This window comes from Armatimonadota bacterium (assembly GCA_016789105.1).
Taxonomy (GTDB): domain Bacteria; phylum Armatimonadota; class Fimbriimonadia; order Fimbriimonadales; family Fimbriimonadaceae; genus UphvI-Ar2.
Map to the genome: position 1 here is coordinate 172,692 of JAEURN010000006.1, position 23,012 is coordinate 195,703.

Annotated in this window: 22 protein-coding genes; 10 read left to right on the forward strand and 12 right to left on the reverse strand. The window is 59.0% G+C overall.

Annotated features, from left to right (window positions below; genetic code table 11):
• Positions 1 to 17 precede the first annotated feature (17 nt).
• Positions 18 to 1,232, reverse strand: coding sequence for a cation:proton antiporter (locus JNM28_06495; GenBank protein MBL8068079.1), 1,215 nt, complete (start codon positions 1,230 to 1,232; stop codon positions 18 to 20).
• An 813-nt stretch (positions 1,233 to 2,045) separates the two neighbouring features.
• On the opposite strand from JNM28_06495, the gene JNM28_06500 reads away from it, so the two are divergent.
• Together JNM28_06500 and JNM28_06505 are read left to right on the forward strand one after the other, a co-directional pair.
• On the forward strand, positions 2,046 to 2,834 hold the full coding sequence (locus tag JNM28_06500) for a tryptophan synthase subunit alpha (protein MBL8068080.1): 789 nt from the start codon (positions 2,046 to 2,048) through the stop codon (positions 2,832 to 2,834).
• Positions 2,831 to 3,934, forward strand: coding sequence for a histidinol-phosphate aminotransferase family protein (locus JNM28_06505; protein ID MBL8068081.1), 1,104 nt, complete (start codon positions 2,831 to 2,833; stop codon positions 3,932 to 3,934). Before JNM28_06500 ends, JNM28_06505 begins: the two co-directional genes overlap by 4 nt.
• Here the strand turns inward: JNM28_06505 and JNM28_06510 are convergent.
• Positions 3,924 to 5,117 (reverse strand): TlpA family protein disulfide reductase, encoded by a 1,194-nt coding sequence (locus JNM28_06510; protein ID MBL8068082.1) that lies wholly within the window; start codon positions 5,115 to 5,117, stop codon positions 3,924 to 3,926. The two genes, JNM28_06505 and JNM28_06510, sit on opposite strands and share 11 nt — an antisense overlap.
• Before the next feature lie 70 nt (positions 5,118 to 5,187).
• Positions 5,188 to 5,796 (reverse strand): 30S ribosomal protein S4, encoded by a 609-nt coding sequence (gene rpsD / locus JNM28_06515; protein MBL8068083.1) that lies wholly within the window; start codon positions 5,794 to 5,796, stop codon positions 5,188 to 5,190.
• 217 nt (positions 5,797 to 6,013) lie between these two features.
• On the opposite strand from rpsD, the gene JNM28_06520 reads away from it, so the two are divergent.
• On the forward strand, positions 6,014 to 6,604 hold the full coding sequence (locus JNM28_06520; protein ID MBL8068084.1) for a PilZ domain-containing protein: 591 nt from the start codon (positions 6,014 to 6,016) through the stop codon (positions 6,602 to 6,604).
• A gap of 57 nt (positions 6,605 to 6,661) precedes the next feature.
• Here JNM28_06520 and JNM28_06525 read toward each other — a convergent pair whose 3' ends face one another.
• Positions 6,662 to 6,949 (reverse strand): hypothetical protein, encoded by a 288-nt coding sequence (locus JNM28_06525; GenBank protein ID MBL8068085.1) that lies wholly within the window; start codon positions 6,947 to 6,949, stop codon positions 6,662 to 6,664.
• Positions 6,950 to 6,990: 41 nt separating this feature from the next.
• Between JNM28_06525 and JNM28_06530 the strand changes: the two genes are divergently transcribed.
• Positions 6,991 to 7,674 (forward strand): 16S rRNA (guanine(527)-N(7))-methyltransferase RsmG, encoded by a 684-nt coding sequence (locus JNM28_06530; protein ID MBL8068086.1) that lies wholly within the window; start codon positions 6,991 to 6,993, stop codon positions 7,672 to 7,674.
• Here the strand turns inward: JNM28_06530 and JNM28_06535 are convergent.
• The 3 genes from JNM28_06535 to JNM28_06545 are packed head-to-tail and all read right to left on the reverse strand — an operon-like array spanning position 7,646 to position 13,055.
• Positions 7,646 to 8,218, reverse strand: coding sequence for a hypothetical protein (locus tag JNM28_06535; GenBank protein MBL8068087.1), 573 nt, complete (start codon positions 8,216 to 8,218; stop codon positions 7,646 to 7,648). The genes JNM28_06530 and JNM28_06535 overlap by 29 nt on opposite strands.
• A 37-nt stretch (positions 8,219 to 8,255) precedes the next feature.
• Positions 8,256 to 10,952, reverse strand: a complete 2,697-nt coding sequence (locus tag JNM28_06540) for a leucine--tRNA ligase (GenBank protein MBL8068088.1) — start codon at positions 10,950 to 10,952, stop codon at positions 8,256 to 8,258.
• A gap of 36 nt (positions 10,953 to 10,988) precedes the next feature.
• Positions 10,989 to 13,055, reverse strand: coding sequence for a hypothetical protein (locus tag JNM28_06545; protein ID MBL8068089.1), 2,067 nt, complete (start codon positions 13,053 to 13,055; stop codon positions 10,989 to 10,991).
• 55 nt (positions 13,056 to 13,110) lie between these two features.
• Here JNM28_06545 and JNM28_06550 point away from each other — a divergent pair, with 55 nt between their 5' ends.
• Both JNM28_06550 and radC read left to right on the forward strand, forming a co-directional pair.
• Positions 13,111 to 14,019: an RluA family pseudouridine synthase gene (locus tag JNM28_06550; GenBank protein MBL8068090.1), complete on the forward strand. Its 909-nt coding sequence runs from the start codon at positions 13,111 to 13,113 to the stop codon at positions 14,017 to 14,019.
• 32 nt (positions 14,020 to 14,051) lie between these two features.
• Positions 14,052 to 14,669 carry a DNA repair protein RadC gene (gene radC / locus JNM28_06555; GenBank protein MBL8068091.1) on the forward strand — a complete coding sequence of 206 codons (618 nt, stop codon included), beginning with the start codon at positions 14,052 to 14,054 and terminating at the stop codon, positions 14,667 to 14,669.
• Here radC and JNM28_06560 read toward each other — a convergent pair.
• A complete protein-coding gene (locus tag JNM28_06560) occupies positions 14,666 to 15,049 on the reverse strand; it encodes a VOC family protein (GenBank protein MBL8068092.1) in 384 nt (127 codons plus the stop codon). The two genes, radC and JNM28_06560, sit on opposite strands and share 4 nt — an antisense overlap.
• An 82-nt stretch (positions 15,050 to 15,131) precedes the next feature.
• Complete coding sequence (locus JNM28_06565; protein MBL8068093.1) at positions 15,132 to 16,055, reverse strand: ribokinase; 924 nt, start codon at positions 16,053 to 16,055, stop codon at positions 15,132 to 15,134.
• Between the two features lie 66 nt (positions 16,056 to 16,121).
• Between JNM28_06565 and JNM28_06570 the strand changes: the two genes are divergently transcribed.
• The 4 genes from JNM28_06570 (at position 16,122) to JNM28_06585 (ending at position 20,075) form a co-directional block, all read left to right on the forward strand.
• Positions 16,122 to 17,519, forward strand: coding sequence for a dicarboxylate/amino acid:cation symporter (locus tag JNM28_06570; GenBank protein ID MBL8068094.1), 1,398 nt, complete (start codon positions 16,122 to 16,124; stop codon positions 17,517 to 17,519).
• A gap of 100 nt (positions 17,520 to 17,619) precedes the next feature.
• Positions 17,620 to 18,234, forward strand: coding sequence for an RNA polymerase sigma factor (locus JNM28_06575; protein ID MBL8068095.1), 615 nt, complete (start codon positions 17,620 to 17,622; stop codon positions 18,232 to 18,234).
• A gap of 4 nt (positions 18,235 to 18,238) precedes the next feature.
• The gene (locus JNM28_06580) at positions 18,239 to 19,072 is read left to right on the forward strand and encodes a hypothetical protein (protein ID MBL8068096.1); all 834 of its coding nucleotides are present in this window, start codon (positions 18,239 to 18,241) and stop codon (positions 19,070 to 19,072) included.
• Complete coding sequence (locus JNM28_06585; protein MBL8068097.1) at positions 19,053 to 20,075, forward strand: PDZ domain-containing protein; 1,023 nt, start codon at positions 19,053 to 19,055, stop codon at positions 20,073 to 20,075. The genes JNM28_06580 and JNM28_06585 overlap by 20 nt, the downstream gene beginning before the upstream one ends.
• Here the strand turns inward: JNM28_06585 and recJ are convergent.
• From recJ to JNM28_06600, 3 genes are all read right to left on the reverse strand, one after another.
• Positions 20,072 to 21,796 carry a single-stranded-DNA-specific exonuclease RecJ gene (gene recJ / locus JNM28_06590; GenBank protein MBL8068098.1) on the reverse strand — a complete coding sequence of 575 codons (1,725 nt, stop codon included), beginning with the start codon at positions 21,794 to 21,796 and terminating at the stop codon, positions 20,072 to 20,074. The two genes, JNM28_06585 and recJ, sit on opposite strands and share 4 nt — an antisense overlap.
• A gap of 68 nt (positions 21,797 to 21,864) precedes the next feature.
• On the reverse strand, positions 21,865 to 22,530 hold the full coding sequence (locus JNM28_06595) for a TrkA family potassium uptake protein (protein MBL8068099.1): 666 nt from the start codon (positions 22,528 to 22,530) through the stop codon (positions 21,865 to 21,867).
• 2 nt (positions 22,531 to 22,532) lie between these two features.
• Positions 22,533 to 22,991 carry a TrkA family potassium uptake protein gene (locus JNM28_06600; protein MBL8068100.1) on the reverse strand — a complete coding sequence of 153 codons (459 nt, stop codon included), beginning with the start codon at positions 22,989 to 22,991 and terminating at the stop codon, positions 22,533 to 22,535.
• Positions 22,992 to 23,012 lie beyond the last annotated feature (21 nt).

The window sequence follows — 23,012 nt, forward strand, 5'->3', positions numbered from 1 at the left end:
TTTAGACGATCTTCTAATTACTCTGGTTTCACCATGGGGCCTTCGGGTTTGCGGGCTGAATTCAGGACAGTCTTGGCCCAAGGCATGGCGATAATCGTGCTGGCAACCGCCATCAAGACCAATGCGGTGAAGGTATCCGAAGAGATGATTTGTTTATCAAGGAGGATGTTGGCAAAGATGATCATGATCAAGGCTTTGGTTTGCAACAGCAGTCCGATCAATAGGGATTCTCCTTTGGGCCACCTCAAGATCCGGCCAACAACCGCGACGCCGGCGAGCTTGCCGGCAACCGCGGCCAAGAACAGGATCCCTGCGGCGGCAAAAACCGCGGCCCCGCCCACGCTCCAGGTTGTCCGCAACCCGGTGGAAAGAAAGAAGACAGGCATGAAGGCCAAAAGCACTGCATTCCGGAAGCGGTCCAAGTGTTCTTGGCCATACCACTCAGAATCGGAAACCGCACCGGCAAGGAAAGCCCCGACCATAAAGTGCAAGCCACCCCAATCGGCACCAAACGAGACCAAGGCCAACCAAATCAGGGCCACCGGCCACCTATCTGACGGTGAAAGCTTGGGAACGACCTTGCGGTAAACCACTGCGGCCAAAGCGAAGAGGATCAAGAACACGGCCTGCTGGCCGAGCCGCGAATAATCCATGACGATCGCCGCCATAACCGCCCAAACCGCAATGTCGTCCAGGCTGGCATAACGCAAGATCCTTTGCCCCAGGCTAGTTCTCAGAATATCTAGCTTTTCCAAGAAGAGAACCAGGATGGGGAGCGCGGTGACGGCGCAGGCCATGCCGATCCCAATAGAGAATTGCCAGGGCATGGCCGCCGGGCCGATCCAGCCGGTGCCCATCAGGAACAAGGATGCGAAAAATCCTAACGCCAACGGCATACCTAAAGCGAGCCCGGCGGTCAGGAACGTTTCGCGGCGGTGCTTCCAAACCTGTCCCAAATCCAATTCCAACCCCGCGCCCCAAACAAACAAAATAAGCGCCCACAAGGCGACCCCATTGAGCATCGTCACCACATCTGGCTTGAAGATGAAGGAGTAGTAGCCTGGTGCGGCCCGTCCCAAAACCCCCGGGCCCAACAGGATCCCGGTCACGATCTGCACAACCACAAGGGGGGCCCAGCCGTCGGTGCGCCCCAACCGCCAGATGAGATAGGGGACGGTGAAAACCAGGGCCAATGCCAGCAGGTAGAGCTCGGGGATTTTCAACGTATCCATGCGATTGTGCGCCCTGATCCCTATGTTTTGGTGCCGATGGCCAAAAAAATCTGTCGACCCGGGATACCGCCAGCAAAGCATGAACGTCCGTTGGGGAAATGCCCCTTGCTTTTCTTGCCTTCGCGGCGCTGGCGTTACCCGCTGCGGATCAAAAGTTCGACCCCTCAGAAAACTACGGCAAGTCGGCGGATCAAGTCGTCGCGATGGGATTCCAGAATTGGTACGACTTCTTCATCGACAAAGCCGAGGGGGAAACTACGCTTTCCATGAGTGCCGCGAACTATTCGTTTGGGTGTGCGCTTTCTGACGTCAACGACAAGCGCCTGAAATCCTTGCCGGCCAAGCGAGCCCAACTGATCGATTCGATGAGGCCGCACATGGTCAAGTTCCGCGACCAAGGGGTCATGGTGGGGATGGGGCTCAGCGGAGGTGGATCTCTGTGGACGGTGGTCGGCGCCGCGACCTTGATGAGTGTCGAGGAAACGGTTGAGTACCTCATCAAACACGACGAAAAAAAGCCGAAGTCTCGGACTCAGGCCGAAGTGTGGGCGGTGCTCGTCAAAGTCGAAAAGAAGATCGAAGCATCCAAAACTGAGATCGACGAGGCGGGTGAATACACCGGGCTCAATTATGCCAAAACCTTGGGGAGCTACAAGGACATGCGGTTTGAATTTGCCGAAGCGCTCAAGATCATTTCCCAATTTCAGTCGGCCCAAGAAAGGGGCCGGATTTTGGCGGAATTCTACGATGCGGCCGAAACGGCTGAAGCCGCGGAGTACTTAGGCGCACCGCATGAGGCGGTAACGTGTGGCAATGACCCTGTCGGAGCGGTTTACATCCCTGCGCCAACGGAACGAAGCCGCCCTGATCCTGTTCGTGACGGCTGGGGATCCGACCCTGGAGGACCTTCCGGAAATCACGTCGGCCCTGCAAGGGGCTGGAGCAGACGTCATTGAAATTGGGATCCCGTTCACCGACCCGATCGCCGATGGGCCGGTGATCCAGGCCAGCAGCCAAAGGGCATTGGACCGAGGCGTCACACCGGGGATGGTTCTGGAGTCATTGGGTCGATGCACTCTGGATATCCCGGTGGTGCTGATGGGCTATTACAACCCGGCCTTGAGCTGGGGGCTCGGCCGGTTTGCCAATTCTGCCAAAGCAGCAGGGGCATCGGCCACCATCATGTGCGACCTCATCCCCGAAGAGGCCGGCGACTGGGTGGCGGCATCCTCTGAAGCCGGATTGGATACCGTCTTTTTGGCTGCCCCCACGTCCACTCCCCAAAGGAGGCAAGTGGTTTGCGAGGCTGCAACCGGGTTTATCTATGCTGTTTCGAGGATGGGGGTCACGGGGTCAGGGGTGGAAATGGGGGAGTCGACCGCCGGATTGGTCGCCGATCTCAAGTCGCGGACTTCGACGCCCGTTTGCGTGGGGTTCGGCATCTCGACACCGGATCATGTCCGCCAGGTTTCGGGGTATGCAGACGGGGCGATCATCGGATCCTGGCTCGTTGAGCGGCTCACCCGGGATTGGGCCGACCCCGTTTCCCGGAACGGCCTGCTTGAGGACGTCCGGAAGTTGAAAGAGGCGACGCGCCGGTGACCGGCAATTCCAAACGTGCCTTCCACGGAGGGGCCTCTTTTGGCGCAATCGGGGAGTCGTTGCAAACACTGGATCGTGCTAGCCACGTGATTTCCGCAGATGTGTTGGATGCCTGGTACGACCCGTCGCCCCAAGTTATCGAATCGATCCAGCGCTATCTCCCATTTCTTGTTAAAACAAGCCCGCCCACTCACGGCGAGGGTTTGAGGGAGGCCATTGCCCGCGAACGGTTCCTGCACGCCGAGAACATCTTGATCGGCCCGGGCACTTCCAGCCTGATGTTTTTGGCACTCCCACGATTGGTTGCACCGACCGACGAGGTGCTTGTCCTCGATCCAAGTTATGGTGAATACCAGCACATCGTCGAAAACGTCATCGGGGCCAGGCTTGTGCGGTTCGAACTGCCGCTGGATTCGTTCCAGCCCGACATCGGAGAACTGATCGCCGCCTGTCGCAAGGTGAAGTTGGCGATCTTGGTCAACCCCAACAGCCCGACCGGGGTCGGGATCGGGCCCAGCCAGGTGCGCGAGATCCTGGAAGCTTGCCCTTCCACCAATTTCTGGATCGATGAGACCTACATCGACTATTTTTCCCTGGAAGCCGGGGCTCCGATGACGGCCGAGGGTTTGGTTTCCCAAAACGACAATGTCATCGTGTGCAAGTCGATGAGCAAGTTCTATGGGTTGAGCGGGTTGCGGGTCGGCTACTTGGCCGCCCCGCAGCATCTTGTCGACGGGTGGGAACGCTTTTCGCCTCCTTGGTCGGTTGGGTTGATCGGGCAATTGGCCGCTGTTTTGGCCCTGCAAGATCACGACTATTACGCAGCGGTGGCGGCCGAAACCCGGATCTTGCGGCACGAACTCGCCACTGGCTTGTCGTCTTTGGGCTGGATTGTCACCCCTTCGGTGACAAACTTCCTGCTCGCCCGAGTCGAGGGCAGGAAGGCCGCCGAGATTGTGGCCAAACTGGCGGAACAGGAGATTTTCATCCGGGATGCCAATAACCTTTCACCGCGGTTCGGGGGCCAGTGGCTCCGAACCGCGGTGAAGAAGAGGGAAGAGCAGGATCGGCTGCTCAATGCTTTGGCGACTATTCGCTGATCGCTTTCTCGACTTCTTTCCGGAAGGCGGCGTAGCTTTCTTTGCTGTAACCCACGTGGACGCTCCGGACAAGGCCTTTGCGGTCGATCAGGACGCTGGTCGGGATGCCGCTGACGCCATAGGCCGTGAATGCTTCGCCGTTACCGGCATCGTAGATCACCGGCCAGTTGATCTTGAAGTCGTCGTTGAACCCTTTCATCCGGGCGAACTCGTCATCTTTGCTGAGTCCCTTTTCTTGGTTGTAGTAGCCGTAGTATTTGGTGACGCCGATGATCTCGAGTCCTTTCGGCTTGAGGGCGTCGTACATCTCCCGCATATCCGGGAAGGCGGCCTTGCACGGCGGGCACCAGTGGGCAAAAAAGTCGATGACCACGACTTTGCCTTTCAGCGCCTCCAAACTGGTGTAGCTACCATAGCCGCGTTCGCTGGCGATTGCCGGCGGGGCGTTGCCAACCAAGCCCATCCGCGTTTTGGTGAACGTGAGCGCGCGTTTATTGGCATCGGGGATCCGTGTATCGGCAAGGCCTGCGTCCAATGCGGCCATGCCTTCGTCTTTCCGACCGGCATCAATCAAGATCTCGGATTTCGTGCCGTAATAGCTTGCCAAGATGCTGGCCACGATTTTGGAATCGTTGTCGTTGGTGGCGGCAGGCATTTTTGCCAAAACGCCGTCCAGCAGCTTCACCGCTTCGTCGGCACCCTGCTTCTCCGCGATTGCCGGGGCAAACACGTTGGCCGCGTAGCTCATCATCATGTTGGCTTGGCTGACGTTGGTCGGCTTCATCATGCTGACCGTCATGGCACCATCCTCCATTTTGCCCAGCCGGTAATAGCTTTGCATGCAGTAGGATTCCGCATTGAACATCCCGTTTTCATCGGGATTCGATGTCATGTAGCGGTCGCAGAGGGCCTTGATGTCCTCATATTTTTCGGCCATGAAGAACAGCTGCATCCAAGCCATTCCTTCTTCGGGTTTGATTTCGCCCGGTTTGACCCCGTCGGTTGCGGCGGTTGCCTTATCTTTGACACCCTTGTTGAGGGCTGCGGCATCCAGGGTCTTGCCCGATGACCGGGCTTGGTTGATTTGATCGGTGCGCCACTGGTTGATTTCCTGCAAGGCGGCGTTCGGGTCGCCGGCACCCGGGAACATCAACAAGGCGGCTAGGCAGAGTTGGCTGACCATATATGAATAATACATGGTTGCCGGCCACAAAGTGCACCGGCAACCATTCAAGTGGATTTCCAAGCCGATCTTAGCGGGCGTAGAATTCGACGACTTGCTGTTCTTTGAAGAACTCGGGGAAGTCTTCCCGCTCGGGCAAGGCAATGATCTTGCCGCTCATGCCTTGGATGTCCGGCTCGATATAGACCGGGACAGGAGCCCCTTCATAATGGTTTTTTCGGGCGATATTCTTGCTGGCTTCGCGGTCGCGGACAGCGATGACATCGCCGACGCGGCACGTGTAGCTGGGGATGTCAACCAGTTTGCCGTTGACTGTCACATGCTGGTGGGTGACAAACTGGCGCGCTTGGAAGATCGTCCGGGCATAACCCATGCGGTAAACCTGGGTTTGCAGGCGCATTTCCAACAACCGCAAGAAGTTCAAACCGTTGTTGCCATGCATCTTGCGGGCTTTTTCAAACGTTTTGCGGAATTGCTTTTCCAGCATCCCGTAATAGCGGCGAATGACCTGTTTGGCTAAGAGTTGCTCGCCATATTCGGACATGCGGCCGTCGCGCATGTTGGGCCCGTGCTGGCCGGGGGGGTAGGGTCGTTTGGTGCTCGGGCATTTGGCCTGGCCCCAGATGTTGAAGCCGACTTTGCGGCAGATGTCTTTCTTTCGTCCTCGATAGGTCGCCATGCTTGTTTCCTAAGCCTTTTCCAGTTGGTTTCATCCTCAGCCGGGCGGCTGGGACGGGCGTGAACGCCTATGATGGCCGATAAGCGCTCAACCGCGTTGGGACCAAACCCTCCGGACCAATACACCAACAAATTAGCGATCTTGTGCGGAATTGCGCAAGTCTCATCAATCGATATTGAATAGGTCGCCCAATGATTGTAGTAGCAAGGAATCTGAAATGTTGAGGGCGATGCTGAACGAATCGTTGGTGGTTGTGAGGGCGACCGACAACGCGGAGTACAGGGGGACTGTCCGGGAGGCAGAATTCCCGCTGATGGTTTTGGTGCTGGATGCCCCATCCGATCTGAAGGCGGGTGAAGAAGTTGCTTGCGAAGTATTGATGAAGGGCAACTTGGTCGAAGTTGAGGCCACAGTCGTCTTTGCTGAAGGACTTTATTGCGGTTTGTGTTTGAAAGCCGAACATTTCGCCTCGGGGGAAGAGAGGGCCCCCCGGGCGGTCGCACCCGGGACAACGATCACCGTCGAATCTCAAGGCGAGTCGGCAGTGGGTTCTGTCTGTGACGTCTCCGAATCGGGATTGAGGATCCGGATCCTCGGTTCCTATGGCCAGGGCCAGGTCTTGCACCTGCACATCAACTCTGACATTGGGCCGATCACCTTCACTGGCATCGTTGCCCGGGTCATCCGCGAATTGGAAAACGATGCGTCTGACATCGGCATCAAGATCGATGACATGGGAAAGCTCGAAAGGGCCCGTTACCAACACTTTGTCGAAAGCCTCATCCACCGGACAAAAAAAGCTTCCTGACCCTCCGACTGCCCGGGCCGGTCAATACCGGCCCAATTACTTTTGTTGCGTCATCTTTCAGCCACGCATGATCGATGTGACTGCAATCACGATGACTGCGACAAACCCCAACCGGACAAGCCGGAGTTGGTTGAAAACCTGATTCCGTTCTTTGCCCCGGCTGGAAAAAAAAGCCAAAAACGCGCCCGGAAAGTAAATCGCCGAGCCGACAAACACCGGCCAAGGGAACACTCCGACTGGCACAACCGCCGGAACAAGGCTGAGCACTGAGACCGCAAGTCCGGCAATGCAAATCCCCATGCCGGTTTTGACCATGCTAACCTTGCCCCTTTCTGACGATGGCATGGGGATATTCTGAGGGAGGGGTAGCCTGACCAGCGGGCATTATGAACCTTGAACCAGTTTGGGAAGAGTGTCGGCGGCAGGGGATTGAACGCGATGGATCCCAAAAAAGTGCCCTTTCCGCTTTCCTTGATGCGCTCTACCGAGAAAACGCCCACACCAACCTGACGCGCGTATCTCCAGAAGAAGCCCCGGTGCGCCACATCGTCGATTCGCTGCTGGTTTTGCCGTACCTCCCCCAACGGGGCCGGGTGCTGGACGTTGGCAGCGGGCCCGGGCTCCCCGGTTGGGTGATCGCTTGGGCTAACCCCGGACTGATCGTTGAGGCTCTCGATGCCACGGTCAAAATGCAGCGGTTCATCGCCACCCAACCCCTCCCCAACTTGAGGCAACGCATCCAAAGGGCCGAGGAAGATGTCGAATACGAGATGTTCGATGCGGCAACTGGGCGCGCATTTGCCCCATTTGGGATTCAGGCCGAGGTCACGGCACCCTGGCTCAGGGTAGGCGGACGCTTCATCCCCTTCCGCACCCAGGCCGAGCGCCAAGAAATCGAAACGGCCAACGCCGGGATGCTGGGATTGAAGCTCATGGATATCCACGAAGTCCCTTTGCCAATGGATATGGGCATAAGGTTGTTCCCAGTCTTCGAGAAAACGCGGTCGACCCCGCCAGAATTCCCTCGGACATGGGCGAGGATCAAGGCGAAGCCGCTTTTTTCCCGGTGACTTCCTGATAGAACGTGCGGGCGGGTTCATATTCCGCATCGGCCAAAAGGGCTTTGAGTGCCTCTTCCTTTGCCCCCGCCGCATCTCCCCGCGATTGGAGGATCCGCCCCAGCATGACGTGCGCTTGGGAAGACGTGTCTTCAATCAATATGGCTGTCCTCAATGCTCGTTCAGCAGCGGCCGAATCGTTGTTGCGCAGGTGCAGATCTGCCATTTCGACGTACAGGTCGCTGCGGATGGTCCGTTCGATCGGGGTGTCGTTGGGTTTGGTTTTGGCGATGCCATCCAAATAGGAGTCCATCGCCTGCTGGGGCTCATCCAACGCCAAATGGATCTTTCCAGCCATGGCGTAGGAGTTGATCGTGATTGGGTCGTAGGCCGTGATCTTTTTAAGGACCGGCAACGCCTTGCGGAGGTTTTCCTTGTCTTGCTCAGAAAGGGCTTCCTTCGCCAAAAACTTACGCAGGGGCTCTTTGGTCAGAGTTTCCAACTCGCGGTTGGCTTCTTCCGCTTGCTGGGGCGTGTAGATGACATTCGGATCCATCCCCGTGCATCCCCCGGCCAGCAGCACGGCGAATAAGCTAATTCGCCACGATGTTGACCAATTTGCCTGGGACAACGATCACCTTCCTGATGGTTTTTCCGTCGATGAACGCGGCGACTTTGCCGCTTGCCCGGGCCGCCGATTCGAGGTCGGCATTGCTGGCCCCGGCCGGTAGGGTCAAGGTGTCCCGCAACTTGCCGTTGACCTGGATGGCCACCGTGACCTCGTCTTCCGCTGCCAATTCCGGGTCGGCCTCGGGCCAATCCAGCCCATAGGTGAAGCCGGATTGGCCCAGCCCGTTCCAAAGCTCGTCGGCCGAGTGCGGGGCGGCCGGGGCCAGAACGGTAATGAAGAACTCCACCGCTTCGCTCATGGCAAGCCGTTCCGATTCCGTAGGCGATTCGATACCCTTCACCAGGTCGGTGAGCGTGTTGAGGGTCGTCATCATGGCCGCAACATAGGTGTTGAAAGCAAAGCGGTCGATGTCCCCGGTGGCCTTGGCGACCAGTTGGTGCGTGGCACGGCGGATCTCTCGCGACCGGCCGTCGGCTTGCGTGACTCCGATGACCGTCCGCCAATCGGGGTGCCAATAGGGCTGGAGGTCGCTGACCAGCCGGAAAACTCGGCTGAGGAAACGGGACGCCCCCTGCATCCCCTCGTTGCTCCAGTTGACACTCTGTTCAAAGGGCGCAACAAAAAGTTCATAGATCCGCAAGGCATCGGCGCCATATTGGTCGACCGCTTCTTCCGGTGTGACGACGTTCCCCTTGGATTTGGACATCCTCACCCACCGCCACATCAGCTCCTCTTCAGGGAGTGATGCCGCTTCTTCGAAACTGACCAGGATCCCTTCTTCGCCGACTCCCAGGATTTCGCCTTCCCGCGGGTGGCGGTAGGGCGTGTAACCCAAAACCTGGCCTTGGTTCATCAGCCGCTGGAACGGCTCCTTCACTGAAACAAGGCCAGCGTCATAGAGCACCTTCGTCCAAAACCGCGCGTAGAGCAAGTGCATGACGGCATGTTCGGCACCGCCGACATAGCAGTCAACAGGCATCCAGTAATCGACCTGCTCCCTATCCCACGGTTTCTCATCATTCCAGGGGTCGCAAAACCGGAGGAAGTACCAGCTGGAACAGGCAAACCCGCCGAGCGTGTCGGTTTCGCGCCGCCCAAGGGAACCATCGCGGGTTGTTGTGTTCACAAAGTCGGGGATCCGGCTCAAGGGGCTCGACCCGTCGTCGCTGGGCTCGTAGTTGTCAACTTCAGGCAGTTCGACCGGCAAGAGGTCGTCGATGACCGTTTCGATGTTGCCGTCGCGGTCGTAGACGACCGGGATCGGGCAACCCCAATATCGTTGGCGGGAGATCAGCCAATCCCGCAGTTTGTAGTTGACTTTCCGTTCGCCGATCCCAAGGGCCTCGATCCATTCGCCCATTGCGGCCGCACCCTCGGAATACGACATCCCGGAATATTCGCCGCTGTTGACCAAGATGCCATCTTTGGTGCTGAAAACTGTTTTGAATCGCTTGGGGTCGGCAAGGTATTCGGCTTCTGTTGCTTCGTATTGGGCAAGGTAAGCGGCATCCGGCTTGAAAACCGGGACGACATCCAACCCGAACCGCACGGCAAAATCAAAATCGCGCTGGTCGTGCGCGGGCACGGCCATGATCGCACCTGTCCCATAACCCATCATCACGTAATCGGCAATAAAAATCGGAACTGGTTTGCCGGTGGCGGGGTTGATGGCGAACGCCCCGGTCTCCACCCCGGTTTTTTCGCGGCTGTCGGCCTGTCGGTCGATGTCGCTGAGGGCTTTGGCCGATGCTTGGTAAGCCTCAATCGCCAGAACTCGGTCTTCCGACACCCGCTTCTTGATGGTCTCAACCAGGGGGTGTTCTGGCGCCAAAACGCAGAATGTCATCCCGAAAATCGTGTCGATCCGGGTGGTGAAGACCCGGAACGTGGCGGGCTTGGTTTTGACGACCAAGTCATCGGGGTGCGCTTCCGGCTCTGTGCCGCCGAACTGCACCTTCATTTCGAACTCGACCCCTTCCGACCGACCGATCCAGTTCCGTTGCTGATTCTTGATCCCTTCCGGCCAATCGAGCCCGTCCAGGTCGTCGATCAGCCTTTGGGCATAATCGGTGATCTTAAAGAACCATTGAGGGATGGCCCGGCGTTCGACCGGTGTCCCGCACCGCTCGCAAAGGCCGCCGACAACCTCTTCGTTGGCAAGGGCGGTCTTATCCTTGGGGCACCAGTTGACTTCGGCGTTGGATCGGTAGGCCAATCCCCGGTCGAACAAGAGTTTGAAAATCCATTGTGTCCATCTGTAATATCCGGGGTCGCTGGATTTGAACCCCCTCGACCAGTCATAGCCGATGCCGATCAGTTCCATCTGCTGCCGGTAGCGGGCCGCGTATTGGTCGATCATCGGAGCGGGGTGGATCTGCCGTTTGATCGCCTCGTTTTCTGCGGGGAGGCCGAACGCGTCGAAACCCATGGGGTGCAAGACATTGAAGCCTTGCATGTACTTCATCCGGCAAATCACATCGGTGGGGATGTAATTCCGGCAGTGGCCGACACTGAGCCCCGCCCCGCTCGGATAAGGGAAAAAGTCCAGGCCGTAGAACTTTTCGCGCCCTTCTTCTTGCCGCGTCCGGAACAAGCCAGTCTCAAGCCACCTCTGCCGCCAGGCGGCTTCGAATTCTTGGGGCTCGTATCGGTCGCGCATCGGCCTATTTTAGCCAAACCGGTGCGCGGGGCCGGGTCAGGGGATTGCCAGCGGAGGGGTTCCCCCGCCGCCGCGCCCGCCGCGCCCACCGGGGCCACCCCGGCCCCCGGGGGCGCCTTGGGCTCGACCCTGGGCGCTGTTGGCCCGGGTAGCGATTTCCTGAGCTTGCTTTTCAATCCGGGTCGTCACATCGGATGGCAACCGGTCATACGTGGCAAACGAGCTGGCCTCCAACGTGCCGCTGACGGTGCGGCTGAACGATGTCCCGTCGGCAAACCGGATCGTAAACGTGTAGGTTTGGGTTCGCGTCGTGCCAAACAGGTTGTTCGTCAAACTCAAGCCGCCGTCGCGGTATTGCACATTGCTGGACAGCTGGCTTGCCCGGAAGTAGGCGAGTTCGCCCTCGGACATCGTCGATTGGGCCGAACCATCTTGGGACCGGACGATGAACACCGGGCGGTTGTTGGCTGTGACCTCGATTTGCCCAGCTGCGGGTAAACCCATCGCATACATCTCCGTTCGCTCGCGAGGCTGGGTGAACCCCCTGAATTGTTGCGCACCCTGGAACTGAACGCCCGCAACGGGGATCTCCGTCAACATCGCAACGCCGTTCCCCCCGTTGGGTTGAGGCACGGAGCGCGAGCCCCCTTGGGCGGCCTGTTGCGGCGCCGGATTTGGGTCGACCGGGGAATTGAAGACCGTGAAACTCACGAAGTTCCGTTGGAGTGAGTCGATCGGCAAGACCTCGCTCTGGCCGGAGAGCCTTTCCCGCAACCCGTTGTAAATCGCGAGGCCCTCAATCTGCGAACCGCTGATTCGTCCGAGTTCGCGAACCGCCGAATTCCCGAGTGTGCGGCGGGCAAACCCGTATTCCCAAGAATTTGTCGTGAACCAAGTCGACACGGATTTGGCGTAGTCGGCCTGGTCGTCCAATGAAAGGATCCCGGTTCGGGCAAGCTTGTTCGCCAAAATGCCAAGGGCTTTACGGTCGCGCCGCGTGTCCCAATTGTACGATTTGAGTTCGGGGGTGATTACCACCCACCCGTCGCCATCCTTGAATGCCGAAACGCCGGTTCCACCCAAACCGGATGGGCCTTGGAATTGGAGGGCCGTCGAAATGCGGTCGAACGACTCATCCGGGATGCAAGCCACAAAGTTCTGTCCGGCTGGGGCCGAATCAAACAAGGCCGGACCGATGGCCAGGGCGATGGGTTCATGAGCCACCGGATCCAGGAGGCACTCACGCAATGGCGAAAAGCTGTTGCGGTCGGCCGCCGGGCCCGATGTTCCTGTGGTCAGCTTCAAGAGCTCGCGCGAAGGGGCGTTTTCCGGTAGCTTCCATCCGGCCAAAGCGTCGGCAGAGCCGGATACCGGATCAATGGCATAACCGCTGGTGTAGGAGAACCGGGCAGCGCCGTTAGCGTCCAAAGCCTGCAGGCTTGCGGAATAAGTGGTGAGGCTATTCCGGCGGAAGATAAGGATGATCTTGGCTGGAGCAGCCTTTTGAGAATCAATGATGGCCCGAAACTGCTCGCTCGGCCGGTTTTTGTACATTGCTTCCATGGCGTCGATGCGCCGCTGTTGGTCGGCGGCAACCAGGTTCCGCGCTTTTGACTGGGCCTCGGTTGGGAGCAGGATCTGGTTCCGGTTGTTCCGGTCGGCAAAAACGACCCGGTTCCCGATCCCGATCCCTGCCAGAGATTCGGTGGGGAGGGAAGCGACAATGGCATCGACCTCGCTGTTTCGGGCCGGGTCGGGCTGCCAGTTCTGCCATCCGGCCAGCGTGGCTTGGTAAAGGGTTTGGCCCGCATTCTGGTCATCTTGGAACGATCGCGATAGCCGGTATCCCCCGCTGTCTTGGGTCCAGGTTAGCCCGGTTGCATCCCCGATTTTCTTCAGGAGGGTCGTGGCATCCACGTTATTGGCCCGTAGGACGACGACCTCATTTGCGACATCGGCGTTGACATAAAGAGTCAGGCCCGTTTCTTTCGCCAGCTTGGGGAAGAGGCTCCCCAACGTCTCGCCCCGGGTTTCAAAATCCAAGGCAAGGGCAGGGAAGGCGGCGGCCAGCCCGGCGACGAGCAGGATCGCGCGGCTATTCATAGGGGTTCAAGACGGAAAACCGGGACAAATGTTCACATTCCGGTAACATGGAGGGGTGGAATGGATTGCGGCCGAGAAGGAGCGGCTGGACAGGTTCCTGTGCCGCCAATTCCCCCAAGCGAGCCGGGCCAAGGTTGCGGCCCACGTCCAGGCCGGATTCGTCACCGTGGATGGGGTCGTTGCCACCAAAGCCGGGACGCAGCTGAAACCAGGGATGTCCATCACGGCCGACCCGATTGCCGACACGGCCCCGCACCCGCTCATCCCGGTTCCCATGGATCTCGAAATCCGGTTTGAAGATGAGCACCTGCTGGTTGTCGACAAGCCGCGGGGGCTGGCCGTCCACCCGGCGAACTCGTTGACCGGGACCACATTGGTTCATGGCTTGTTGGCGCGGTCGCATTCCCTCAGCACATTTGCCGGGGAATGGCGTCCGGGAATTGTGCATCGCCTGGACAAAGAAACAACCGGACTGCTCATCGTCGCCAAAAGCGACCAAGCCCATGCCAAGCTGGCCGCGTTGGTCCAAAAGCGGGAAATCCATCGCCGCTACGTCGCCGTGGTCAATGGCGACCTTCCCAATCCCCGGTTCACCATCGATGCCCCTTTGGCCCGGCACCCCCGGAACCCCTTGCTGAGAGCGGTCGTGCCCGGCGGAAAAGCGGCGCGAACTCACATCCAACAACTCAAGCGGATCAATAGCGGCTTGCTGGTTGCTTGCCGCTTGGAAAGCGGCCGCACCCACCAGATCCGCGTGCATTTGGCCCATTTTGGTTGGCCGGTGATCGGCGACGACCTTTATGCGCCGCCCAAGCTCCAGCCTGGCCCGATGCAACTCCATGCGGCAAGCCTGCAGTTTGTCCATCCGTTCACCGGGGAACCAGTCAGGATTTTTGCCGCGCCCCCGACGGACTTCCTTGGCCGGGATGACGTCACCCAAGAGGGGGTGGACGGTTGGGAATAGAAGGATCTGGGGTCACAGCCCGAATCCAACAAATGGGCATCGGCTCGGTTCATTTGCATGACCTCCTGGCGGTCGTGCTCAGCCGAACTGAGGAAGACGTCGCGTTCCGGGAAGATCCGGCGGCCGAGCTCGTGCGGCGCTATCCTGGCCGGCGCATTGTGGACCTCAGCCAGAGTGAACTGCATGCGATCGCTGGATTTGAACCGTTCGAGTCCCTCCGGGTTGTTGCCGCCATCGAAATCGGCAGAAGGGCTGGCCAAAGCCGCCTCCAGACGATTGAAAGCATCGAGGGCGTTGAAGACGCCTTCAAGCTATTCGCGTGGTTGGCCCACGAATCACAAGAAAATTTCTGCGCTGCTTTCCTTAACTCGAAAGGCGGCATCCTCAGCACAAAGGTCATCCACATCGGCACATTGAACATGTCGGTGGTGGGGGCACGGGAAGTTTTCCGCGAGGCCGTCCGGGAAAATGCGGCGTCGGTGATCGTAGCCCACAACCATCCAAGCGGCGACCCAGAGCCATCCGAGGAAGATATCGCGATCACTGAAAAACTCAGGGAAGCCGGAGACCTCCTCGATATCCGGCTCCTCGACCATGTCGTCATCGGTTCGAACCGATGTGTCAGCTTGATGCGGGAAGGGCTGGTTTAGCCTTCCATCGGAGCGGGCTGGTGGACGGCGAAGTGTGCGCCGCCATTGTCGTGGACAATCGCGATGCGGCCGACCCCGGGGATATCCATCGGACCATGCACCGTCTTCCCACCTGCCGCATCGATTTTTGAAAGAGTTGCGTCGATGTCGGCTGTATGGAAGTAGATCAACCAATGTGGCGGCACGCCCTCCATGTCGGGGCTCTTGAGGCTCATCATGCCAGCGTGGAAAGGCTTGTCGCCCGATTTGAGCATCGGGTACATGAAGTCTCCCATGTCTATGTCTTCGCTGGACCAGCCGAACACGTCGGCATAGAATTTTTTGCCCGATTCAGTATCCGGGCTGTAGACTTCGAACCAAGTGTGGACGTTGTTTTCCATGAGTTTTCTCCTAACGCGAGGCGAACCGCCCCAGGGCTACCCGCAATCAAGCTGGGTAGACACCAGTATATATGGTTGGCCTTCAGATTTGTTCCTCCATTTTCTGGTTTTTCGCTTGGATGAAGGCCGCTGTTTGCTGGGAATCAGGGATCGAAGGCACCGCCCCCGCGCGGGTTACGCTGAGGCTGGCGGCGTCCACGGCGTAGGCGACGGCGGATTCAATGTCGTCACCCAGACTCAACCGGGCAATCATCGCCCCATTGAAAACATCGCCGGCGGCCGTCGTATCCACCGCATCGACCGCCGGAGCCTGGAAATGCCGGGAAACTGATGCGTTCTTAAAGAACACCCCGCGCTCCCCAAGCGTGACCACCACATTGGCAACCCCGGATTCCAACAGCGAATCGGCACATCGCTGCAATCCCTCTTCCGTGGAAGGGGAGTGCCCGGTGATGGATTCCGCCTCTGATTCGTTTGGGGTCAAGGCAAAACACCGGGGAAGAACCTCCTTCGGGAAGGCCCTGTATGGGGCGGGGTTAAACACGAACCTCCCCCGCGCCGATGCGGCCAAAACGACTTCGTCCGGCACTTCCAACTGGCAAAGCACATAGTCGTTCGGGGCAATCGGTGCGTTTTCGATTGCCAAGGCGGGAAGGGCCATGTTGGATCCCGGGTAGACGATGATCTGGTTCATCCCATTTGGCGTCAGCGCGATGGCCGCCTGGCCGGTTGGGAGGCCATCGGCGCGGAGAACCCCCTCCATTCCCAGGCCTTCGGCTTCGAACAACCCGGCAAACCGGTCGCCTGCCGGGTCGTGGCCCAAACACGCGAAAATTTCGGTCGCCGCCCCATGCCGGGCGCAGGCGACGGCTTGGTTGACGCCCTTTCCGCCGAGGAACTGGTCGAAGCTGCGGGCCAAAACGCTTTCTCCTGCCTTTGGCAACCTGTCCACCGCCAAAACGTTGTCCAGCACCGCGCTTCCCACAATCCAACACCGGGAATCCATGCGGTGGACTTTACTTGAATTGGAAATTCCAAACTTTCACCGCAAGGATTGGCTAAAATCGCCCCCATGTCAAAGGCGATGCCGCTCCACAACAAGATCCTCATCGGTTTGGGATTGGGGGCAGTAGCCGGGGTTGCCGCCAACCTTGCGGCTCAAGGCAACCCGGCCGTCCAGGACTTTGTCAAAACGGCCAACGAAAAAGTGGTTTCCGTCGTCGGGGATTCCTTTTTGGCGATGATTTTTATGATCGTCGTTCCGCTGCTGTTCTCCGCCCTCGTGCTCGGGATTAGCGAAATCGGTGATGTTGCCAAAGTCGGGCGGATCGGTGTCCGGTCTTTGGTGATGACAGTTGTCTTTTCCGGCATCGCGGTGGCAATTGCACTTGTCCTGGTAAACACGCTGCAACCGGGGAGGGCCGTCTCCGAACAAAAGCGCATCGAACTGCAGAACCAATACGAGAAGGAAGGGCTGAAAAAAGAAGGTTTCAGCGACTCGCAGATCGAGCAGATCTTCAAAGAGCGGTCGGAAAGCCCAGACGGCACGAGCAAGACCGAAAGAGAGAATGTCGCGCCCAAAGGGGGCACGGAAGCCGACCCTGCCGTCATTGGCGTCGTCCCCAAGAACCCGTTGCTGGAAGCGACCAGGGCCCTCAGCGGGGGGATCCTCCCGTTCATGTTTTTCGCCTTGGTCTTTGGGCTTGCCCTTGCCAAATCGGATACCGAGGTCGTCGCCCCAGTGCGCCAGTTTATGGAGGGTCTTTTCGAAATCAGCCAAAAGGTGATCGAAATGGCCATGTCGCTGGCACCCTACGGTGTTTTCGCGCTGATTTTCAAAACTGCCTCCACCTTGGGCCTCGGGATCTTTGTGACGCTCGGTGCTTATGCCGGCACGGTGCTGCTCGGCCTTGGAATCCACCTGTTCTTGGTGTATTCGATCTTGATCAAGGTGGTCGCCAAGCGCAACCCTTGGGATTTCTTCCGCCGAATCCGCAACGTGATGCTCACTGCTTTTGCCACCAGTTCTAGCAACGCGACCCTGCCCGTGGCCCTCAAATCGGCTGAGGAAGACCTTGGGCTGCCAAAAAACATCTCGAGTTTCGTGCTGACCGTGGGGGCAACCGCAAACCAGAACGGGACGGCTCTGTTCGAAGGGATCACGGTGATCTTCTTCTGCCAGCTGTTCGGGATTCCGCTCGATTTGCAAAAGCAGCTGATGGTTCTCGGGCTCTCGATCGTCGCCGGGATCGGAACGGCCGGCGTCCCGGGTGGATCCTGGCCGGTGATCGGGTCGATCGTCAAAGGTTTGGGGGTTCCGGCTGGCGCAATCGGCATGGCCATCGGGGTCGACAGGATCTTGGACATGAGCCGCACGGTGCTCAACGTCACCGGCGACATCGCCATTGCCGCGTGTGTCGCCGAGTGGGAAGGCCAAGGCTCGGCGATCCCAGAAGAGGCTATGGGATAGGTTCCCAGTAGGCCCCATTCACGTAACGGGATTGAACGAGAGACGTCTCCGTTCATGTAACATGGAACTGAGGATCGCCTTGAGCCCGAACCAGCCGCCTATGAGCGACCGTTCCAAAATCTTGCCGGCCGGGATTGCCCCCGATTCCGACGAGGCGTTGGTTTGGAAGGCGCGCAATGGCGACTATTCCGCATTCGAACGCCTGTTTGAACGGCACCGCGACCTCGTTTACCGCTACGCCTACCAGATGGCGCCACGACGCGACGATGCCGAAGATATTGTTCAGGAGGCGTTCATCAAGGCGTACCAGAATCTGCAACGGTATCGGGACGAAGCCAAGTTCACCACTTGGCTGCTGCGGATCACCGCCAACCTTGGCACCGACCGCGCCCGGATGTCCAACCGGCGCCAAACCCTTGAACAAAGGGAGTCTGGCGGCGCGCTTGTGTGGATGACCGTTGGGAACTCTCACCAGGATCCGGTGGACAACCTGGAACAAGAGCAAAGAAGAGCCCTGTTGAGGGAAGCGATCGACCAGTTGCCCGACCACCACCGGAATGCCATTGTTTTCCGAGACATCCAAGAGATGGAATACGACGACATCGCCGAGTTTTTCGGGTGCTCGGTGGGGGGCGCAAAGCTGAGGGTTCTGCGGGCCCGCCGGGCTCTGCGCGACCGGCTGGCACCCCACATCCAAGAGGGCAGCCATGAATAACAAAATGAACAACGAACAATTGGATGCCTTGTTCCGCAAGGTTTTCGACGAGGCAGAACCTGGCGATGCCACCCATCTCTCGGTGGCGGCACAGGCAGAACTCGATCGTGAAGAAGCTGTTTTGACCTCCATCCGGTCCGGCTTGCAAGACCTTGCCGACATCCCGGAATGTCAGCTGGGCGCAGACCGCTTGCGGGAGGCGATTTTGAACCGGGGCGCGCTCCCGGCTAAGGGCCCGCTGTTCCCGAATTGGTTCCGGGCGGCTTTGCCGGTTGCGGCCTGTGCCGTCATCGGTGCTTTTTTCCTCCTCAACAAGCCCGCTTCCTTCTCGGGGGCGGAAATGGGTGGGGAACCAGCCACCAGCGTGGCCCAGAGTCCAAATGTCGTCGAGCCTGACGCGCCAGGGCAATCCGCGCCATCTGCAACACGGGAACCATCGGCCGAACCGAACACAACGGGGTCTGCCGATGCTGCCGTCAAGGTTTCTATCCCCAAGGGTATCAAAGCCCGGTTCGTCGCCAAGAAGTCTGTCGGGAACAGCTCTGTGTTGGCCTATGCCAAGCCAATGGCACAAGCCCCAACACTGACGGGGGCCGGTGCGGAACAAATCGCGAATTCGGTAGGGAACGCTCGGACAAGCGGTTCGGTTTCTGATTCGGCAACTGGGGCGTTGAAAGGATTTGCCGACCGTGGCAATGAAAGCCCGACCATGTCCCCCGATGCCATGCCGAGCCAATCCGAACCCAAGGTCGTGATCGTCACCGCCGGTACCGACCCGCAAACCCGTGCCAGCAGCGCCACCGAGGTCGACAAAAAGAATGTCGTTTTTGGCGGCTAGCCTCCTGGTTGCCCAGCAGTTGCTGGTTCAAGAAAGAGGTTTGGGTGGCAACACACTGCAGCCAAATTCGCCCTACCAGAACGCCGCTTGGGCCTCTGTCGTGGATGCTCTGGCGGTGCTGCCGGATATCAATGGCAAGCCGTTCGGCGTCGCCGTCCTCATCGACGACAGGGGCTACTTTGTCGCGCATTCGTCTAGTCTGGTTTACGAACCCCTCGTTGCAAAAATGAGCGGCGGCGCCGAAGTCAAGCTCGGGCGAATCGGATACGACAAAGAAACCCAACTCGTTCTCTTCGGCGCCCACAACTGGGAGCCGGGCAAGCGGCAGCCGGTTCGAGTTGCGCCACAGGTCAAACCGGGCGAACTCATGGTCGCCACGGTCAAGGGCCCGGTCAGAGGGATGCTCACAAGCGACAACCGCCCCGGATTGTTCTTGCCGAGCCAAAGGTTCGTCCCCCTTGCCGAAATCCAATTTGAGACAAAAGATGTCCCCGTCGGTGGCGCCATCGTTTTCGATAATTCGGGCGGTCTCGTCGGAATTCTGGGTGCGATCCTCAAACCCGACCACCCCAACCAGGGCGACGATTTCGGCAACCCGATGGGGGGCACGGGCGGCAACGCCCAGCCAGCCAAAAACGCATTTGGACCTCAGGGCCTGACCGTTGCCTATGCTCTCGGGCCAAAGATTTTGAACCGGGTCGTAGAAGGATTTAAGAGGGACGACCACCAGGTGGAACACCCAAGTGTCGGACTCTTTTTCAAAGATGGGCCCGGACCGGGGCAAGTCGTTGTCGACGAAGTCACCCCAGGTAGTCCTTGTGCGTTGGCCGGGGTCAAGGCAGACGATTTGATCATGGCGGCTAACGACGTCCCGGTCGGGAACTCTATCGACTTGGCCGCACTGCTCTTTGGCTTGGAACCGGGAAGCCAACTGGAACTCTTGATTTTCCGGGCCGGTCGCCGGATCACGGTTTCCATGACGGTTGGCGTCAACAAAGACTAACCTTCGGCCAACCGGAAGTCGCGCACCACCGATTTCAGCCTGACGTTGCCGTTGAAAACGTCTTCTTCAAGTTCGCAGATGAGATCCAAGACCGTGCCGATCCGAGTTGCGGCAAGCGCTTCACCTAGCCCAAAGGCCATCGCCGTGATATGCCGGCCCCCCGATTCCAACATCACCCGCGAGTGGGCGGGATTCCGGGTCGGGTTGTTGGCCGCGAGTTTGAGCCCGCGCATCAAAAATGCGGGCTGCGGATTTGCCTCGCCGAACGGCTCCAAGGCGGCAATCGCCTGGGCGGATTGAAGGGTGGCATCGGTGACCGATGCTTCTAGGTCTGCGACGACCCGCGGCAAAAAGTCTTCTGGAGACAAGCGGGCCGAGGCATATGACTCCAAAGCGTCCGAAAACGAAGGGATTTTGACCGTTTCCATGGTCACTCCGGCGGCGGCGGCGTGACCGCCCCCTTTGATCAGCAAGGCCCGGTTTGCTTCAATCGCCTCAAACAGGTTGAACGCAGGGATCGATCGGGCCGAGCCGCTGGCCGTGTCGCCGTGGATCCCTAAAACAAAGGCTGGGCGACGGAACCGCTCCACAACCTTGCCGGCTACGATCCCCACAATCCCTTTGGGCCACCCTTCGGCTGCGATGACGATGGCCGACCTCGTGTCGAGGCCCTCGGCGGCAATCCGGTCGCATGCTTCGGTGACGATTCTGTCTTGCATCGACCGGCGTTCTTGGTTCTTGGTATCCAAGAATTGAGCCAACTGGTTCGCTTCGGCTTGGTCAGCGGTCGTTAGCAGCCGGAAGGCCACATCGGCATCGTCGATCCGGCCGACCGCATTGATCCTCGGGCCGAGCTGATAGCCGATGTGGCGGGTTGTGAGCTTCATGCCAGGGTCATCCAATTTGCTCACGCCGAGAAGCGAGCGCAGACCCCTCTTTTGGGTTGCTTGGATGGCCGGCAGGCCAAACCGGGCGATGACCCGGTTGTTGTCGCGGAGGGGCATTACGTCCGCCACGGTGCCCATCACCGCCAAGTCCAAAAAGTTTTGGTAGAAGTACTTTTCCTCAAGGCCCAACTCACGGCACAGGCCGAGGCAGACGAGGAAGGCGATTCCGGCTCCCGAAAGCTCCTTTCCAGGCCCATCGAATCCGCGTCGGTGGGGGTTGACCACGGCTTCGGCCGGCGGCAGTTCTTCCGGGCATTCGTGGTGGTCGGTGACCACGACCTTCATGCCAAGTTCATAGGCCGCCGCTAACTGGGTGTGGGCGGATGACCCACAGTCGCAGGTGAGCAAAAGTTTGGCCCCGGCGGAATGGGCCCTGCGCACTGTGTCGATGTGGATGCCATACCCTTCGGTTTCCCGGTGCGGCACATGGCCGATAACCTGGAACCCGGCCTTGGAAAGGAACCGGAACAAGATCGCGGCACTGGTGACCCCGTCGACGTCGTAGTCGCCATGGATGTAAATGAGGTCGCCTGATTCCCTTGCAGCGAGCAACGTGCCGACGGCTTGACGGAAATCTGGCAAGTCCTCTGGCCGAGAGAGGTGATCCAAAGACGGGTTCAAAAAGCGGTCGGCTTGGCCAGGATCGCAAAAGCCCCTCTGTGCAAGCAGAGAAGCCACGAGGGGATGGACACCCAATTCCTGCTCGAGCCGGGCAGACGCTTCCGGGTTGCGCGGCAAGAGTTCCCAAATCGAAGAGGGTCCATCGGGCACCATAGCATTCACTATGGCTGAACCGCAGGCCTAACCAATCCGGTCGATCCCCAGGTCTTCCCCATGCCAAGTCAACTGATATCGCTGAAGACGGCCCGAAGTTCTTCAGCCCGGGCGGTGGGGACCATTGCAACAATCATGTCGCCGGCGAGGAACCGCGTGTCGCCGTTGACCGGCATCCCGACTCCGTCGCGGAAAAGGTAAACGATGAACGAACCTTGCGGCAAGGCTATTTCCCGGACGGCGACCCCGAGCAATTTGCTTTTTTCGCTGAGGATGCTCTCGACGATTTCCACGGCCCCTTTGTGGAGGTGGCCCACCGGGATCAATTCGTCGGAGGCGATTTGCTGGTCGATCAGGCTGAAAATGATCCCCGTCGCAGATACCGTGTCGTCGATCCCGATCTCCCGGAAAACCGATTCGTGGGTGGGGTCGTTCACACGCGCCACAACCCGTTTGACATCCCAGACTTCTTTGGCGAGTTGGCAGCAGATCAAGTTGTCTTCGTCTTCGCCGGTCACGCTCACAACGATGTCGGCCCGTTTGAAACCAGCGGCTTTTTGCACCAGGATGTCGCATCCGTCGCCGTGCATGATGTGTTCGTCGCCCAGGAGGTTGCCCAGCTTTTGGGCTTGCCCCCCATCCTTTTCAAGCAAGAGGACTTCATGGCCGCGGGCGAGCAACTTTTTCGAGAGTTGCTGGCCCACGTTCCCGCCGCCCACAATGACAACGTACATGCTCACAGTTCAAACCCCTCGGCAACCGTGCCAGCGTTGTATTGGTCGATGGGTTGGAATTCGGCACCGACCATCCAATCGCGGCACATGCCGGCCAGGAGGGCCGCCGCGTTGATGGTGAACAGCCCGAGTTTGCGATACGCTTCGGCCCGCAAGGGGTCGGCGACTTTTACCGCCACTCGTTCCACTTTAAAGTTCCGCTTGACGATTTGGGCCGCCATCAGGTTGGTGTTGTCGCCGCGGGTCATGGCGAAAAAGACCTCGCAGGTGCGCACATCCGCTCTTTCCAACGTGTCCAAATCAAGGCCGCTCCCCAGCACAATGCGGCAAGGGTAAGTTTTGCCAAGGCGGCGCAAGGATTCTGGGTTCTTTTCAACGACCGTCACCTCGTGTCCGGCAGCCGAAAGTTGGAGGGCGAGAGAGGCACCGGAGCGGCCGCATCCCAGGATGACGACTTTCATGTCCAGGCCGAACTATACCAG

What these genes read in the sequence shown, in the direction of transcription:
- JNM28_06570 (MBL8068094.1), top strand. Translation starts at nt 16,122, where the DNA reads ATGTCAAAGGCGATGCCGCTCCACAACAAGATCCTCATCGGTTTGGGA.
- JNM28_06495 (MBL8068079.1), bottom strand. Translation starts at nt 1,232, where the DNA reads ATGGATACGTTGAAAATCCCCGAGCTCTACCTGCTGGCATTGGCCCTG.
- JNM28_06520 (MBL8068084.1), top strand. Translation starts at nt 6,014, where the DNA reads ATGTTGAGGGCGATGCTGAACGAATCGTTGGTGGTTGTGAGGGCGACC.
- JNM28_06600 (MBL8068100.1), bottom strand. Translation starts at nt 22,991, where the DNA reads ATGAAAGTCGTCATCCTGGGATGCGGCCGCTCCGGTGCCTCTCTCGCC.
- JNM28_06530 (MBL8068086.1), top strand. Translation starts at nt 6,991, where the DNA reads ATGAACCTTGAACCAGTTTGGGAAGAGTGTCGGCGGCAGGGGATTGAA.
- JNM28_06540 (MBL8068088.1), bottom strand. Translation starts at nt 10,952, where the DNA reads ATGCGCGACCGATACGAGCCCCAAGAATTCGAAGCCGCCTGGCGGCAG.
- JNM28_06510 (MBL8068082.1), bottom strand. Translation starts at nt 5,117, where the DNA reads ATGGTCAGCCAACTCTGCCTAGCCGCCTTGTTGATGTTCCCGGGTGCC.
- JNM28_06500 (MBL8068080.1), top strand. Translation starts at nt 2,046, where the DNA reads ATGACCCTGTCGGAGCGGTTTACATCCCTGCGCCAACGGAACGAAGCC.
- recJ (MBL8068098.1), bottom strand. Translation starts at nt 21,796, where the DNA reads ATGGTGCCCGATGGACCCTCTTCGATTTGGGAACTCTTGCCGCGCAAC.
- JNM28_06560 (MBL8068092.1), bottom strand. Translation starts at nt 15,049, where the DNA reads ATGGAAAACAACGTCCACACTTGGTTCGAAGTCTACAGCCCGGATACT.
- JNM28_06535 (MBL8068087.1), bottom strand. Translation starts at nt 8,218, where the DNA reads ATGGATCCGAATGTCATCTACACGCCCCAGCAAGCGGAAGAAGCCAAC.
- JNM28_06525 (MBL8068085.1), bottom strand. Translation starts at nt 6,949, where the DNA reads ATGCCATCGTCAGAAAGGGGCAAGGTTAGCATGGTCAAAACCGGCATG.
- JNM28_06545 (MBL8068089.1), bottom strand. Translation starts at nt 13,055, where the DNA reads ATGAATAGCCGCGCGATCCTGCTCGTCGCCGGGCTGGCCGCCGCCTTC.
- rpsD (MBL8068083.1), bottom strand. Translation starts at nt 5,796, where the DNA reads ATGGCGACCTATCGAGGACGAAAGAAAGACATCTGCCGCAAAGTCGGC.
- JNM28_06580 (MBL8068096.1), top strand. Translation starts at nt 18,239, where the DNA reads ATGAACAACGAACAATTGGATGCCTTGTTCCGCAAGGTTTTCGACGAG.
- JNM28_06575 (MBL8068095.1), top strand. Translation starts at nt 17,620, where the DNA reads ATGAGCGACCGTTCCAAAATCTTGCCGGCCGGGATTGCCCCCGATTCC.
- JNM28_06595 (MBL8068099.1), bottom strand. Translation starts at nt 22,530, where the DNA reads ATGTACGTTGTCATTGTGGGCGGCGGGAACGTGGGCCAGCAACTCTCG.
- radC (MBL8068091.1), top strand. Translation starts at nt 14,052, where the DNA reads ATGGGCATCGGCTCGGTTCATTTGCATGACCTCCTGGCGGTCGTGCTC.
- JNM28_06585 (MBL8068097.1), top strand. Translation starts at nt 19,053, where the DNA reads ATGTCGTTTTTGGCGGCTAGCCTCCTGGTTGCCCAGCAGTTGCTGGTT.
- JNM28_06565 (MBL8068093.1), bottom strand. Translation starts at nt 16,055, where the DNA reads ATGGATTCCCGGTGTTGGATTGTGGGAAGCGCGGTGCTGGACAACGTT.